This window comes from Mesorhizobium sp. M7A.F.Ca.US.005.03.1.1 (genome assembly GCF_003997975.1).
Classification (GTDB): domain Bacteria; phylum Pseudomonadota; class Alphaproteobacteria; order Rhizobiales; family Rhizobiaceae; genus Mesorhizobium; species Mesorhizobium ciceri.
This window is the reverse complement of the sequence record NZ_RZRO01000028.1, coordinates 1-14,552: the sequence shown is the minus strand read 5'-3', so window position 1 is coordinate 14,552 and position 14,552 is coordinate 1. Positions and strand designations below refer to the sequence as shown.

General features: G+C 60.8%; 12 protein-coding genes and 1 tRNA gene. 10 read left to right on the top strand and 3 right to left on the bottom strand.

The window, feature by feature from the left end; genetic code table 11:
- Nucleotides 1–62: 62 nt before the first annotated feature.
- The 3 genes from EN990_RS14280 (at nt 63) to EN990_RS14270 (ending at nt 4,219) form a co-directional block, all read left to right on the top strand.
- Nucleotides 63–680 (top strand): hypothetical protein, encoded by a 618-nt coding sequence (locus EN990_RS14280; RefSeq protein WP_063169219.1) that lies wholly within the window; start codon nt 63–65, stop codon nt 678–680.
- 280 nt (nt 681–960) lie between these two features.
- A complete protein-coding gene (gene ubiM / locus EN990_RS14275; protein ID WP_024502870.1) occupies nt 961–2,142 on the top strand; it encodes a 5-demethoxyubiquinol-8 5-hydroxylase UbiM in 1,182 nt (393 codons plus the stop codon).
- A gap of 175 nt (nt 2,143–2,317) precedes the next feature.
- Nucleotides 2,318–4,219, top strand: a complete 1,902-nt coding sequence (locus EN990_RS14270) for an EAL domain-containing protein (RefSeq protein WP_082826564.1) — start codon at nt 2,318–2,320, stop codon at nt 4,217–4,219.
- A gap of 1,453 nt (nt 4,220–5,672) precedes the next feature.
- On the opposite strand, the gene EN990_RS14265 is transcribed toward EN990_RS14270, so the two are convergent.
- Nucleotides 5,673–6,995: an integrase gene (locus tag EN990_RS14265; protein WP_063169217.1), complete on the bottom strand. Its 1,323-nt coding sequence runs from the start codon at nt 6,993–6,995 to the stop codon at nt 5,673–5,675.
- A gap of 114 nt (nt 6,996–7,109) precedes the next feature.
- Nucleotides 7,110–7,199: transfer RNA gene (locus tag EN990_RS14260), tRNA-Ser, on the bottom strand.
- Nucleotides 7,200–7,603: 404 nt separating this feature from the next.
- On the opposite strand from EN990_RS14260, the gene EN990_RS14255 reads away from it, so the two are divergent.
- From EN990_RS14255 to EN990_RS14240, 4 genes are all read left to right on the top strand, one after another.
- Entirely contained in the window at nt 7,604–8,284 is a 681-nt protein-coding gene (locus EN990_RS14255; protein ID WP_127368020.1) for a 50S ribosomal protein L21, read from the top strand.
- 97 nt (nt 8,285–8,381) lie between these two features.
- Nucleotides 8,382–8,651 carry a 50S ribosomal protein L27 gene (rpmA, locus tag EN990_RS14250; RefSeq protein WP_013529063.1) on the top strand — a complete coding sequence of 90 codons (270 nt, stop codon included), beginning with the start codon at nt 8,382–8,384 and terminating at the stop codon, nt 8,649–8,651.
- A gap of 120 nt (nt 8,652–8,771) precedes the next feature.
- Nucleotides 8,772–9,359 (top strand): GNAT family protein, encoded by a 588-nt coding sequence (locus EN990_RS14245; protein WP_164766114.1) that lies wholly within the window; start codon nt 8,772–8,774, stop codon nt 9,357–9,359.
- A 21-nt stretch (nt 9,360–9,380) separates the two neighbouring features.
- Nucleotides 9,381–9,911 carry a GNAT family protein gene (locus EN990_RS14240; RefSeq protein WP_127368022.1) on the top strand — a complete coding sequence of 177 codons (531 nt, stop codon included), beginning with the start codon at nt 9,381–9,383 and terminating at the stop codon, nt 9,909–9,911.
- Between the two features lie 7 nt (nt 9,912–9,918).
- Here EN990_RS14240 and EN990_RS14235 read toward each other — a convergent pair whose 3' ends face one another.
- Complete coding sequence (locus tag EN990_RS14235; RefSeq protein WP_013529066.1) at nt 9,919–10,788, bottom strand: endonuclease/exonuclease/phosphatase family protein; 870 nt, start codon at nt 10,786–10,788, stop codon at nt 9,919–9,921.
- A gap of 133 nt (nt 10,789–10,921) precedes the next feature.
- On the opposite strand from EN990_RS14235, the gene obgE reads away from it, so the two are divergent.
- From obgE to EN990_RS14220, 3 genes are read left to right on the top strand one after another with little or no spacing between them, the layout of a single operon-like run.
- A complete protein-coding gene (gene obgE, locus EN990_RS14230) occupies nt 10,922–11,953 on the top strand; it encodes a GTPase ObgE (RefSeq protein ID WP_013529067.1) in 1,032 nt (343 codons plus the stop codon).
- 4 nt (nt 11,954–11,957) lie between these two features.
- Nucleotides 11,958–13,148, top strand: coding sequence for a glutamate 5-kinase (gene proB / locus EN990_RS14225; protein WP_127368023.1), 1,191 nt, complete (start codon nt 11,958–11,960; stop codon nt 13,146–13,148).
- Nucleotides 13,149–13,151: 3 nt separating this feature from the next.
- Nucleotides 13,152–14,438, top strand: coding sequence for a glutamate-5-semialdehyde dehydrogenase (locus EN990_RS14220; protein ID WP_127385438.1), 1,287 nt, complete (start codon nt 13,152–13,154; stop codon nt 14,436–14,438).
- Nucleotides 14,439–14,552: the final 114 nt, after the last annotated feature.

The following is a 14,552-nucleotide window of genomic DNA, read 5'->3' as shown; positions in this document are numbered from 1 at the left end:
GCGGTTCCGCGCGCGTGGTGTCCGCTCGTCACGACGATGAACGAACAAGCGGCTGGAGTACCATGAACACCGTACACATCATCGACTGCCACAATGCAAATGACTACTTCGCCGACAGGCAAGAGGGACCGATCGTGCAGCACTTGTTAAAGGCTGTCAACATCCGCGCGGAGCTCCAAATGGCGTTGAACCGAACGAAATTTGGTGAGGCTGTAGTACGAGCGATGGAGGCGGAGTGCGACGTGCTTCACATCGCCGGGCACGGCAATGGTGACGGGATCGCTTCGTCCAGTGGGCGAAGTGGCCTTCTTTGGGCTGACTTCGTAAAAATGTTCCAGGGCTCGCATCCAGCGCCGAAGATCCTCGTGATGTCAACGTGCTGCGGAGCATCATCGGGGTTGGGACGTGCGTTTTCGAAATCGATCAACCGTCCGAAGTTGATCATTGGTTCGAGTGACGCGCGCTATTTCGACGACTATGTCGCCGCGTGGGCTTTGCTCTATCGGCGACTGAATTGCAAGGACATCGACATCGAAGCCATGCAGCAGGTTCTTGATGAGATATGCGCGGTCGTGGATAAAAGTTTCCGCTACCTTGGCTGGGATGACGAGAGAGAGCGCTACGTTCGATACCCTCACCCTCGCAAGAGAGCCCGCTTCGACGTCGTGGAGCGTGAGTAGTATGCGCAAGGGTTCCAGGTGGAATGTGGCGATCGATGCGGCGCGGCCGTCGCTGACCAGCGTCGCGAGTGTCTCGCTTGCTGGCGGCGATCTGCGCGGCTGCGCGGCGAAAGGGCGGGATCGGTTAGCCGCATCCACCTCTGAGCGCTTTGAGTGCTTCGTTGCCGATCGATGCGAATCTCCCGGCCCAGCGCCTTTAGGCAATGCGGCGGGCACGGAGCTCATGTCACTCGGCTCAGTTCCACCGTTACACGAGGATAGGCGACCGGATGGCGGCACGCTGATGGGCTCTGACGATAATTTTGACATCGTTGTCGTTGGAGCCGGCCCGGTCGGCCTTTCGTTCGCTGCGTCGCTTGCCCAAAGCGAACTCAAGGTGGCAGTTGTTGAACAGAACACATTCGATAGTCTGGCGAATCCGGCTTTCGATGGTCGCGAAATCGCGCTGACCAACGCTTCGATCAGAACCCTTCGCGAGCTCGGCGCCTGGGATGTCATCCCGGCTTCGGACAAATCAGCACTTCAAGGCGCGCGCGTGCTCAACGGCTCGAGCGCATTCGCTCTTCGTTTCGATCCTCCCAGCAACTCTGGAGAACCGCTGGGGGTTTTGGTTCCAAATTGCCGGATCCGCGAGGCGCTGTTCAAAATCGTCCGCTTGCAGGATCGCGCCCGGCTGTTGTGCGGCCACTCGGTCGTCGATGCAACAAACAGCCAAGAAGGAGCAGTCGTAACGCTCTCTAATGGCGCGCGTTTAACTGCTCGGCTGGTTGTTGCCGCGGATTCGCGTTTGTCCGCCACGCGTGATCTGCTAGGCATCGGCGCCGATATCAACCGGCTTGGCCACTCGATGCTGATTTGCCGAGTGAGGCACGAGCGCGCCCACCACCAGATCGCCATCGAATGGTTCGATCACCATCAGACGATAGCGATATTGCCCCTCGCGGAGGGCATGTCGTCGCTGCTGCTCACATTGCGCTCAAACGAGGCCTATAGACTGCTTGCCTTCGATGATGATTTGTTCCTGTCGGAGTTGACGAAACGGTGTCGAGGGCGCCTTGGAAAAATGACCTTGGCAAGCAAGCGCCACACCTATCCGCTGGTCACGACCTGGGCGCACAAATTCCGGGCGCCGAGCGCCGCACTCATCGGCGACGCTGCCATCGGCATGCACCCGGTGACCGCTCACGGATTCAACATCGGTCTCAGCAGCCAGAAGCAACTCGCCCGTGGAATCATGACTGCGTGCCGCGACGGCCGCAATGTTGGCGACCCCGACATGCTGCATATATACGAAAGGCGGCTGCGCCTGTCGGCGGCGCCGCTCTACCATGCAACGAACATATTGGTTGGACTCTACTCCAGAGACCACCTGGCGGCACGGCTTGCAAGGCATCTGGGGCTTCGCTTTGCCCAACATGTTCCCCTTGTCCGGCATGGGATTTCGGCGGAGCTCCAGCGGTGATACTGCACCAGCAGTCGCATTTTTGCGCGTGCTGGGCGAGCGATGAGAGAGTGCATGATGCACCGGAGTAATCCTGCTCCCCGACGCTGATCTCCGATTGAAGAATTAACCCGTCCTTCAGGGGGGCTGCATAGGCTGCGGACAAGCAGGAGTAAGCAAGCTGACCCGTCCAGCCTTGGAAAAAGAAGATCCGCTGGAGGCGAGAATCCTTCAGGACCAGCTCGCTGATCTGAGGGCAGGCCTTTTCGTCTCAATGCCGATAAGCATTGTGCTGTCCGGGCTGATTTTGACCGTGCAGGCCCTTTCCGGGAACGGTCTTGCTGGCGCGGCCTGGTTTTCGGTCGTTAATGCGATAAATGCCGCCCGCCTTGCACTCGCCCGTCATCAGCTGAAGGAACCCGGAGTCCAGGATGATCTGACACGGGTTTGGCTGCGGCTTCGCTGGTTTGGCAGGCTTGCTCTTCTGGCGGGATTCACCTGGTCATTCCTTGCCGTCCTAACGGCTGGATACACGACGTCTCAAGCATCGCTGCATCTAATAATTCTGGCGGGCATTTCAGCTGGCGCGGTCACGTACGGCAGCTCATATGCTGCGGCAGCGATATGCTTCATCACACCGCCACTCCTCATTGCCGCCGCATGTTTGCTGACGAAGGGAGCCCCGGAAAACTACATTCTGGCTTTTGCCGTCCTGCTTTTCGAGGGCGGCCTGGTTCGATCCTCGTTCGTTGGACAAGCGCGCTTCCGTGACGCGAGCCGCCTGAGACATCAAGCCGAGCGGCTTGCCGCGGAAATGGAGCGCAATTCCAGGGAGGACCATCTTACCGCGCTCCTCAACAGGCGGGGCCTCGAACATGCAATCGATCAGTTTGAGAACACCGATGGACCCTTTGTGGCCATGCTGATTGATCTGGACGGGTTCAAATCTGTCAACGATACCTACGGTCACAGAACGGGTGACGAGCTGCTTGCCAGGATCGCCCGCCGAATAGAGGAAGAAGCACCGGAGGGCTCAACGCTCGCCCGCATCGGTGGGGATGAATTCGTGCTGGTTTTTTCTTCGCGAAAGAATTCTCCTTCTCCCACCAATCTCGCGTCCAATCTCATAGCCAAGCTTGCTCGCCCCTATCCTGGGATCGCATCAGTCCGCATTGGAGCGTCTATAGGAATCTACTTGGCTGAAAACCCCGGACTAACGGAAATGTTGTTGCGGGCCGACATCGCCCTTTACACAGCTAAGCGCCGCGGCAGGAATGAATTTTGTCTGTTCGATGCCGAGCTAGCCCGGGAGTTGCAACGCCGCCAGTCAATCGAACGCGATCTTCATTCGGCGATAACGATGAGAAGCTTGGTCGCTTGGTTTCAGCCAATCGTAAGACTCGAAACTGAAGCCGTCGTCAGTTTTGAAGCCTTGCTAAGATGGTCTCACCCGCTTCACGGTCCCATTTCTCCGCCCGAGATCATGACAGCGGCACGCGAAACTGGAATGCTTCAGCTGCTAACTCAAACGGTATTCGCCGACTGTTGCGCTCTTATCGAGGGCTTGGTCAAAGCTGACCGTCGTGATGTTCGTGTGGCGATGAATGTTTCACCGTGCGAGTTGGAAGCTGGCGATATTGACGAGATGATTCTTAATGGTCTGGCGGCAAAAGACCTCCCTGCAACGATGTTCGACATCGAGATTACCGAAGAAGCCCCAGTGGATCCGGACAGAGTGGATGAAAAGCTCGCCCGGCTTTCACATGCTGGCATTTCTATCGCGCTCGATGACTTCGGCACCGGTTTTTCGACGTTGGCATCGCTCAAGGACAGTCGGATCAGGAAGGTGAAAATAGATCAGGGCTTCGTTCGCGGCTTAGCCAAGTCCCGGGAGAATCGGCTGCTTGTCAAAGCGGTGATTGATCTTGGTAGGACGCTCGGGATCGAGGTCATGGCCGAGGGCGTTGAAACAGAGGCAGATCGGCAAACTCTGTACAAGCTTGGCTGCAGAACCGCGCAGGGCTTCCTGTTCTCTAAGGCAGTGCCTCTCCATTTGGCACTTGATTCGGTAGTAAAAGAGCACGCGAAGGAGTTGTGACCGGCCTCTCCGTCCGTGCTGCTCGCGGAACTTTCATGTGGGGTGGACCTGACGCGCGAAAGCCGTTTCGGACGGTAGAGTTATTACGGGGGCGAAACTGAGCACGTGGTTTGGATAGCAGCAATCCGGTCCACCGGCGCACATGCAGCGGCTTCATACAAGCGTTCAAGTTGCGAGATGAGCTTGAGTGAACGACGTCGGAGAATTGCGTCCTTTGGACGCTGGTTTCGCGGTTCCCGTAGGATTCGATTACGGGAAGCGTTCTTGGCTGCTTCTCGGCTCAGCGCTCATCGGGATGAACAACGTACCCGCGGTCAAGGTCTTCGCGACCTCAACCCAGTCACCATCCCGCAACAGCAGCGGTCGGGTCCTGATCAAGCGCTCAGCCTCAGCACAGGTGCTGGAGCAACGGTAGAGCGCGGAAAACGTGTATCGGAATGCGCTGGCTCACCATAGGAAGCTGCCACGGCATGTCGAATGTCCCCAGGGGGCGGACCGTTCCCTTGCATTTGTCTCGATGACGGGCTCTCAAAGCTAAAGCCAAGAGAGCTTTATAAAAATCGCACCCGATCGGCTGCGCAACGACGACCAGCTGAGGCCCGATCGGGTGCTAAGGTCGTGCCAAAAAAGGCGCGTCACTGTCGCATTTCTAGCCGGCTTGCGATCGGACGTCATCTCTTGGCGATCGCTGCCCCTTCTCTCAAATGCGCTTAGCGGCGCCGATGGCGAATAGCGCAAGCTTTTCCACCCGTTTCTACTCCACTACCGAGACTCGTCACCAACCTCCTTTTATTCGCTTCCATATGGCCCATCCTGTCTCCAATCGAGGAGGAGCGCGAACATGGGCCAAGCCGTAGAACGTCTCAGTCTCGGGAATTCTTCTGCTCGCCAAACTGCCGTTGTCGCCGGCACCATATTTGGCAGGGTGACAGTGCACGACAAGATATCAGGCGTTCTTGTCTGGGCTGAACTATGCTTGCAAGCCATAACCCAAAAATCGCCGATCCCTTTGAATTCGAGCCGGATGAATGGGTGTTTCAAAATTTTTGGCGGTTTTAGGCAGAACCCTCCGATGGCCCGCGTACCGGTCAAGCTTCGTGAGCACTTTAGGTTCGTCGATCAGGCATAGGTTTCTTTCCCATGCCACATGCTGGCCGTTTGCCTAGTTCGGAAGCCCTCGAGAGGCGTTGCTCGTCTTGGTATGGCGTCGCCCCTTTTTCCGATCCATCGGCCACGGAGCTAGAATGGTGTCTAGCTGTTGCCGCCTACTTGGTCATCCGGCATGGAGATGCCTATATACCGACCTTCGAAAGGCTGGAATACGAGGTCGAACAAATGCGGCGGAAGCTCGGAAATCGCGAGCGAGCGCAGCGCGTGCTGGCCACGCTCAACCTAAATGGCTCGGACAGCTGGAGCCGTGAGGTTGGTTCTCAAGGCCTGGATGGCGCCGCAATCACATTCGCCCGGGCGGGGTAAAAGCGATTTTTTGGAGCCACTCGCGCTTTTGCGCTAACGAAGGTCCCGCGCCGTATTTGGGCCGGATCCATTTGTGGCCCATCAGAGAAGCAATTACCTTCTCCGGCGCCTCAACTGCCGTCAGCCGGTCCTCGAAAGTGTGTCGCAGGCTATAAAGACTATGCTCGGAAGTCGGCAGAAGTTCCTTGCTGGCGAGCACCTTGTTGACGAGCGCTGAAAGTGACGCGGCCTTGTCGCGATAACGAGGAAAGCCGTCCGGATGGAGCTTGATGGCTGCAAGTGCGCCGCCAACCAAGGGAATGTCACGGGCTGAATGACCGGTCTTCAAGCGACGGCCATTGGGGCGCACCCGCACATGCGGGATTTCTCGATCGAGGTGGATTGTTTCGGTGGTGAGGTTTGCCGCTTCAGAAAGCCTGAGTCCGGTATCGGCAATCACATAGATTAGATGGCGGGCTTCGTCATTGAGTCCGTCGAGCGCGCCTTCAGCGAGTATCTTCTCCTGAATGAACTCCGCTGTGAACGCAGCGCGTTGCCCGGGGACGGCGCCGGAAAGACGCAGGTTTCGAAAAACCGGCTCCAGCTTGAGCTGGTGAGTCAGATCGACGACGCGCAGCATTTTCGAAACATGGCCGATGTCCTTGTTGGCCGTACCGATATCAAGTCCATCCTCAACGATCCGCTTTTGCCACCACTCGCGGAACGCGATTGCGTCGTCCCGAGTGAGGCTTGCGATCTCCTTGTCGCCAATGACTCCAACCAGATTGGCAACTGCGCGCTTTTTGGGGTTACGCCATTTCTTGATTTGGTTGGGCGACATGGTCAGCAAGTTCTGTTGCTCGATCGTCTCGAATTCCTTGATAAGACCGCTCAGGCGGACCGCTGGCCGCTTCTCCCCACCCATGACGGCCGAGACGTCCTGCGCGTCCTCGATCGATTTTTTGTCGAGGAGCAGCTTGATACGGGCCATGAGTTCGTCGAGCGGCCCCGCTGCTAGTTCCTCGTTAGTGCGATAGGCCAATCCAAATGACCGCGCGCGCTTCCTCGCGGCTTCGAAACGCAGCCCCGCCTCGGCGGATTGGCCTTCCCGCAGTCTACGCCAATACGCCTCCAGCCCCGCGCCGAGGCTTTGCACTGCATCTCGCGCCCGTACACCGCGGGGATCGTCAGCCACGGCGACGCCCGTGGAAATGCGTACTAGGCAGCGGCGATCAAACGCCGCGAATTCCTTCGGCACCCTGCGGACGAGATACCAGATGCCTTCACGTTTATGCGGCTTTGGCGCTGCGGAACGTCGCATTATCTTTCTCTAATGTTACACAGTTTGTTACACAGTCTAAGATATGTTTCGCTTCGTGCTGGTCAAGCGCAACAAGGAAGCTTTTGAAAGGAAAGGATTTTTATGGAAGCTAAATGGCGGAGAGGGAGGGATTCGAACCCCCGATGGGCTTGCACCCATGCCGCATTTCGAGTGCGGTGCATTCGACCACTCTGCCACCTCTCCGCGGTCATGGTCGGCCGTTGCCGGCGCGGCGCACTAGATAACGGCTGAACGGGCAGGTTACAAGGCCAATCCGTCAGTTATTTGGCTTGCCGGGCAAGCAGCGGATTCGCGACGGTTCAGCGGCGGCGAGGCCTGGGTAGGTTGGTAACCAGTCACGCGTGCTTGCCTCGATGACGGTCACGTCGTGCAGTCGTGCTGACACGCTCGATCCTTCGGCCGCCAACAACAGTCCCGACAACAGCTGTTTGCCTTGACTCGCACTCAACCTTCGGTTAGGGACAGCGCGCAATCGGCGTGGAGGGTTCTTCCGCGCCGCTTGTTTTTTGAACCCGCAGACTGACAAAAAGACGGCTGAACCGCCAGAGGCGGCTCATCAAGGCCGACCGAACAGCGAAAGGCAAAAAATGTTCGCAGTCATTAAAACGGGTGGCAAGCAGTATCGCGTTGCCGCCAACGATCTCCTGAAGATCGAAAAACTCGAAGCCGCTGTCGGCGATATGGTCGAGATCGGCCACGTCCTCGCACATGGCGAAGGCGAGAATGTCACGTTCGGCGCGCCGTTCGTCGACGGCGCGGTGGTCACCGCCGAAGTCGTCGAGCAGGGCAAGAACCGCACCGTCATCGCCTTCAAGAAGCGCCGCCGGCAGAATTCGCGCCGCAAGATCGGCCATCGCCAGCTTTTGACCACCGTGCGGATTTCCGAGATCCTGCTGGGTGGCGCCAAGCCGACGAAGACGGCAGCGGTCAAGGCGCCGAAGAAGATGAAGGCCGAGGCCGCCACCGAGGTGCAGGCGGAAGCCGCGCCGAAGAAGGAGCCCAAGGCCAAGGCAGCCGAGACAAAGGCAGCCGAGACCGCGGCAGCGCCGCTGTTCAAGGCGCCCAAGGGTGAGCCGGACGATCTGACCGTGATCAAGGGCATCGGCCCGGTCGCAGCCAAGGATCTCAACGAGCAGGGCATCATCACCTTCGCGCAGCTCGCCAAGCTGACCGACAAGGATGTCGCCAAGATCGACGAGCACATGCCCTTCAGCGCCGACCAGATCAAGGACTGGCGCGAGCAGGCCAAGGAATTGGCGGCGAAGTAATTTTCTGGCGACCAGGTCGCCGGATCGGACTTGAAACGGAACGCGAACGCGTTCATAAGGCCTTTTAGGCGCCTTGCGGCGCAACGGAGTTAGTTAGATGGCACACAAGAAAGCTGGCGGCTCGTCGCGCAACGGTCGCGACTCGCATTCCAAGCGTCTGGGCGTGAAGAAGTTCGGCGGCGAAGCCGTCATCCCGGGCAACATCATCATTCGTCAACGCGGCACCACGTGGCATCCCGGCGTCAATGTCGGCATGGGCACGGACCATACGCTTTTTGCGCTCGAGACCGGCGCCGTGACGTTCAACAAAAAAGCCAACGGCCGAACCTACGTATCGGTCAACCCGATTGCCAAAGCCGCGGAGTAGCCGGTTCCGCACTAGAACACCGGCGCCCATCTCGGGAACCGGTGTCTGGCAAAGCCAGGAAAAGGATCAGGGGAGATGGGTTTCCATCTCCCCTTTTTCTTGTGCCTGGAGGACTTTCAAATGGTTGCCGAAGCGGAAGACTCAGAAGACGAAAGTTACGCGATAGACTGCCCGGTGCTGGTCACCGAGCGGCTGGTGATGCGGGCGCCCCACGAGGGCGATATCGCGCAGCTGGTCGAGCTTGCCGACAACCGCCATGTCGCCGAAATGCTGGCACGCATGCCGCACCCCTATGGCGAGGCCGAGGCGCGCGCTTTCCTGGCCATGACCAAATCGCGCCGGGCCGGCATTGCTTATGCCCTGACGCTGGCTGGCACCGACACCTTCCTCGGTTGCGCCGGCCTCAACACCACCGATCGCGGGCTGGAGCTCGGTTACTGGATCGGCGAGCCGCACTGGAAGAAGGGCTATGCGACGGAAGCAGCGCACGCGCTGGTCGATCTCGCCTTCCAGAGGACGTCGATCCAGGTCCTGCATGCCTCGACGCGGGTCATCAATCCGGCCTCGCGCCGCGTCATCCACAAATGCGGGTTCCAGTATGCCGGCCAGGGCATGCTGAACTCGATCGTCGCCGGCCAGGTTCCCGTCGAGCGCTACCGGCTCGATCGCAAGACCTGGACCAGCCTGCGGAACTGGGTGCATTTCTGATGGATGACGGCGGTCAAGCCAATGGTCGACAGCAGCGATATTGAAACGGCCGCGATCGCGCCGATGACGCCTGGGGATATCGAAAGCTTTCATCGCGCGCTCGATGTCGTAGCGCGTGAGCGAAAGTACTTGTCCTTCCTTGAGGCGCCACCGCTGGATCAAGTCAGAAGTTTCGCAATGGATCGTATCGGGAGAGGCGATCCGGGGTTCGTGGCCGTTGTTCGTGGCGAGGTCGTCGGCTGGTGCGACATCTCACGCCATGATCGGCTCATCCATGCCCATCGCGGCTCCCTCGGGATGGGGATTGTTCCTCCCTATCGGGGGCGTGGCCTTGGACTGCGGCTCATCAATGCAACCTTGGCGCAAGCGCGCAGGGCCGGTTTCGTCCGCATCGAACTCTCCGTGCATTCCGACAATGCTCGCGCCATCTCTCTCTACGACAAGGTCGGGTTTGTCAGGGAGGGCGTGCAGAGCGATGCCGTCCATGTCGACGGGGAATACCGCGATACGATCATGATGGCGATCGTCGAACGCGAAAACGCCGCCAGATGAATGGCCATCAGCCCAGCTCGACCCACACTGGCAGATGGTCCGAGCCGACTGCCTTTCGGTCGACCCATAGACGCTGCAGGGATCTGGCAAGCGAAGCGCTGGTGAAGATATAATCGATGCGCTTGTGCCGGCTGGGATCGGTGGGTTGCTTGGGATCAACCCAACTGATGAGATCGTCGCCGGTGGCGTTCAGCCGCAAGGCGGCATCGACGGCGAAGTCGGCGGTCAGCGGCATGCCGAATTCATGGTCCGGCCGGCCGGCGAGTTCGACATATTCGGGTGAGCCGGCCAGCATGTTGAAATCGCCCATTCCGACAAAGGCTTCGGGATGCGGCAGTTCCGGCAGGCCGATCTCGGCGACGCCGGACAGTGCTCCGCCTTCGAGCGCATAGTTCAGCATGCGTTGGCGCAGGAACTGGATCTGGCTGGCGCGTTCGAGGGGGCTGCGGTGATCGAGATGGATGGAATAGAAGCGGATGAAACCAAGCGGCGTCTCGATCAGCGCTTCCAGCGCGCCGCGCTGGAAGTTCATCATCTCGAAGCTGCGGCTGCGCGGCAAAAGCAGGTTGCGCGACAGATGAATGGGCGTCCTAGACAGCACCATGTTGCCGAGCTGGAAGGTTTTCGTCACGGCACGGCCGTTGTCGATGTGCGAACCGATATTGGCCTCGAAATTGCTGCCATAGACGGCGAAATAGTCGGGCAGCGCCTCGCCGATCTCGGCGACCATGTCGCGGCCGCCATTCCGAGGATTGTTGCGGGTCACCTCCTGCAAAGCGATCACGTCGGCTCCGCGCACGGCATCGGCGATGCGCCCGACATCGTACTGCCCGTCGAGGCCGATGCCGTACTGGATGTTGTAGGTTACAAGCTTCATTCCGACGTCTCTCCGGCCAACCCACATGGCCATTGTCACAAAACGGCCTCGCCCTTCGCCGCGCCTTGGTTTAGAGCAAGGGCCAAGGTTTAGAGCAATGCCGCAAAGCCACTAGTAGAAACTGTACAATCTCATGAAATTTCTCGATCAAGCCAAGGTATACATCCGCTCCGGTGATGGCGGCGCCGGTTCGGTGTCGTTCCGGCGTGAAAAATTCATCGAGTTCGGCGGGCCGGATGGCGGCGACGGCGGCCGCGGCGGCGATGTCTGGCTGGAGGCGGTCGACGGGCTGAACACGCTGATCGACTACCGGTATCAGCAGCATTTCAAGGCCAAGACCGGCGTCCACGGCATGGGCCGCAACATGACCGGAGCCAAGGGCGCCGACGTCACGCTGAAAGTGCCGGCCGGAACGCAGGTGTTCGAAGAAGACAACGAGACGCTGATCTGCGACCTGACCGTGGTCGGACAGCGCTTTCTGCTGGCCAAGGGCGGCAATGGCGGTTTCGGCAACCAGCATTTCAAGACCTCGACGAACCAGGCGCCGCGCCGCGCCAATCCCGGCCTGCCGGGGCAAGAGCTCAACATCTGGCTGCGGCTGAAGCTGATCGCCGATGCCGGGCTGGTCGGGCTGCCCAATGCCGGCAAGTCGACATTCCTGGCGGCGGTCACCGCAGCCAAGCCGAAGATCGCCGACTATCCCTTCACGACGCTGCATCCCGGCCTCGGCGTTGCCCGCATCGACGCGCGCGAATTCGTCATCGCCGACATTCCGGGCCTCATCGAAGGCGCGCATGAGGGCGTCGGCATCGGCGATCGCTTCCTTGGCCACGTCGAGCGCACGCGTGTGCTGCTGCATCTGGTTTCGGCGCAGGAGGAAAATCCGGGCAAGGCCTACAAGACCGTGCGAGCCGAGCTCGACGCCTATGGCCATGGCCTCACCGACAAGGTCGAGATCCTGGCGCTTTCCCAGGTCGACACGCTCGACGCCGATGCGCGCAAGAAGAAGGTCGCCTCGCTGAAACGCGCTGCCGGCCGCGCGCCGATGCTGTTGTCGGCGGTCACCGGCGAGGGCGTCGAGGCGGTGCAGCGGGCGCTGATGGCGGTGATTGCTGAGGCGCGCGCGCAGATCGCGGCGCCGGTCGAGACGCGCTGGGACAAATAGGGTCATGCAGTCGCTGAGAAAATATCGGCGCATCACCGTCAAGATCGGCTCGGCGCTGCTCGTCGACCGCACGACGGGCCTGAAGCGCGACTGGCTGGCTTCGCTCGCCGACGACATTGCCGGGCTGGCCCAGGGCGGCGCTGAAATCCTCGTCGTGTCGTCCGGCGCCATCGCGCTTGGCCGCACCATCCTTGGCCTCGGCAAGCGAGCCCTGAAACTGGAGGAGAGCCAGGCGGCGGCAGCCGTGGGACAGATCGCGCTGGCCGGCGCCTGGTCGGACGCGCTCGGCAAGGGCAGCCTGAAATCGGGCCAGATCCTGCTGACGCTCGGCGACACCGAGGAGCGCCGCCGCTATCTCAACGCGCGGGCGACGATCTCGACACTCTTGAAGATGAAGGCAGTGCCGGTCATCAACGAGAACGACACGGTGGCGACTTCCGAAATCCGCTACGGCGACAATGACCGGCTGGCGGCCCGCGTCGCCACCATGATGGGCGCCGATCTTTTGGTGCTGCTTTCCGACATCGACGGGCTCTACACCGCGCCGCCGGCGCGCGACCCCAACGCCAAATTCATTCCGGTGGTCGACCGCATCACGCCTGATATCGAGGCGATGGCGGGTGCGGCCGCTTCCGAGCTGTCGCGCGGCGGCATGCGCACGAAGCTCGATGCCGGCAAGATCGCGACCGCCGCCGGCACCGCGATGATCATCACGTCGGGCACTCGGCTGTCGCCGCTGATGGCGATCGAACGCGGCGAGCGCGCTACTTTCTTTCGGCCGAGCAGCAACCCGGTCAAGGGCTACAAAACCTGGATCGCCGGCCAGCTCGAGCCGGCCGGCCGGCTTACGGTCGATGCCGGCGCCATCGGCGCGCTGCTGTCGGGCAAATCGTTGCTGCCGGCCGGCGTCAAGCTGGTCAGCGGCAATTTCTCGCGCGGCGACACGGTGGCGATCCTGTCGCCCGAGGGCCGCGAGATCGCGCGCGGGCTGGTTGCCTATGATGCCGCCGATGCCGTAAGGATCGCGGGCCTGAAGACGGCCGAGATCGAAACCGTGCTCGGCTACGAGGCGCGTTCGGCGATGATCCACCGCGACGACCTTGTGGTGAGCCATTCGGGTGACCAAGTACGGGCCGGCGACCAAACAGGGGCCGGTGACCAAGTCACGGTCGGTGGCGATGTAAGCGGAGGATGAGCCATGCTGAAACTGCATGAAAAATCCGGGGATGACACTGTCGCGCTGATGGCCGATATCGGCCGGCGCGCCCGCGCTGCCGCCCGGCCGCTGGCCATTGCCACGACCGCCGCCAAGAACGCCGCACTGCTGGCCATGGCCGAGGCGATCGTGGCCCGTGAGCAGGACATTCTCGACGCCAACGCCATCGATGTTTCGAATGGTCATGAATCCGGGCTTTCCACCTCCTTCATGGACCGGCTGAAGCTCGATCCGGCGCGCATCCGCGCCATGGCCAACGGCATCCGCGAAATCGCCGCGCTGCGGGATCCGGTTGGCGACGTGATCGCGCAGTGGGACCGGCCGAACGGTCTGCATATCGAGCGCGTGCGCACGCCGCTCGGCGTCGTCGGCGTCATCTATGAGAGCCGCCCGAACGTCACCGCCGATGCCGGCGCGCTGTGCCTCAAGGCCGGCAATCCGGTGATCCTGCGCGGCGGTTCGGATTCGCTCAATTCTTCCGCCGCCATCCACGCCTGCCTGGTCGAAGGGCTGAAGCAAGCGGGCCTGCCGGAGGATGCCATCCAGCTGGTGCCGACCACCGACCGCGCCGCCGTCGGCGAGATGCTGAAGGGGTTGGGCGGCAACCTCGACGTCATTATCCCGCGCGGCGGCAAAAGCCTGGTCGGACGGGTGCAGGCCGAGGCGCGGGTCCCGGTCTTCGCCCATCTCGAAGGCATCTGCCATCTCTACATCGACCGTTCCGCCAAGCTCGATATGGCGGTGCGGATCGCCGTCAACGCCAAGATGCGGCGCACCGGCGTCTGCGGTGCCGCCGAGACGCTGCTCGTCGACCGGGCGGTTGCCTCCACGCATCTGGTGCCGATCCTCGACGCGCTGCGCGCGGCCGGCTGCGAAATCCATGCCGATACCGAGGTGCTGAAAGTGTTTTTCGACGCCAAACCGGCGACCGATGCCGATTGGGTGACAGAATATCTCGATGCCATCATCGCGGTAAAACTGGTCGACGGTATCGGTGGTGCGATCGAGCATATCGAGACGTTTTCCTCGCATCACACCGAGGCGATCGTCGCCGAGGATGCGCAAGCCGTCGAGCGGTTTTTCAACGAGATCGATTCGGCGATCCTGCTGCACAACGCATCGACGCAGTTCGCCGACGGCGGCGAGTTCGGCATGGGAGCCGAGATCGGCATCGCCACCGGCAAGATGCATGCGCGCGGACCGGTGGGCGTCGAACAGCTGACGTCGTTCAAATACCGTGTGCGCGGGTCGGGACAGGTGAGACCTTGAGCGCTGGTCTTACCCTTCCCCTTGTGGGGAGGGTGGCGAGCATAGCGAGCCGGGTGGGGGGACGACGCTGAATTCCGCGATACCCCCACCCCGCTCCGCTTCGCGGATCGACCC

Excerpts from the sequence above, each read along its gene's own strand:
- EN990_RS14235 (WP_013529066.1), bottom strand. The coding sequence starts at position 10,788 with ATGAAGCTTGTAACCTACAACATCCAGTACGGCATCGGCCTCGACGGG.
- EN990_RS14265 (WP_063169217.1), bottom strand. The coding sequence starts at position 6,995 with ATGCGACGTTCCGCAGCGCCAAAGCCGCATAAACGTGAAGGCATCTGG.
- proB (WP_127368023.1), top strand. The coding sequence starts at position 11,958 with ATGCAGTCGCTGAGAAAATATCGGCGCATCACCGTCAAGATCGGCTCG.
- obgE (WP_013529067.1), top strand. The coding sequence starts at position 10,922 with ATGAAATTTCTCGATCAAGCCAAGGTATACATCCGCTCCGGTGATGGC.
- EN990_RS14220 (WP_127385438.1), top strand. The coding sequence starts at position 13,152 with ATGCTGAAACTGCATGAAAAATCCGGGGATGACACTGTCGCGCTGATG.
- EN990_RS14280 (WP_063169219.1), top strand. The coding sequence starts at position 63 with ATGAACACCGTACACATCATCGACTGCCACAATGCAAATGACTACTTC.
- EN990_RS14245 (WP_164766114.1), top strand. The coding sequence starts at position 8,772 with ATGGTTGCCGAAGCGGAAGACTCAGAAGACGAAAGTTACGCGATAGAC.
- EN990_RS14255 (WP_127368020.1), top strand. The coding sequence starts at position 7,604 with ATGTTCGCAGTCATTAAAACGGGTGGCAAGCAGTATCGCGTTGCCGCC.
- EN990_RS14240 (WP_127368022.1), top strand. The coding sequence starts at position 9,381 with ATGGTCGACAGCAGCGATATTGAAACGGCCGCGATCGCGCCGATGACG.
- rpmA (WP_013529063.1), top strand. The coding sequence starts at position 8,382 with ATGGCACACAAGAAAGCTGGCGGCTCGTCGCGCAACGGTCGCGACTCG.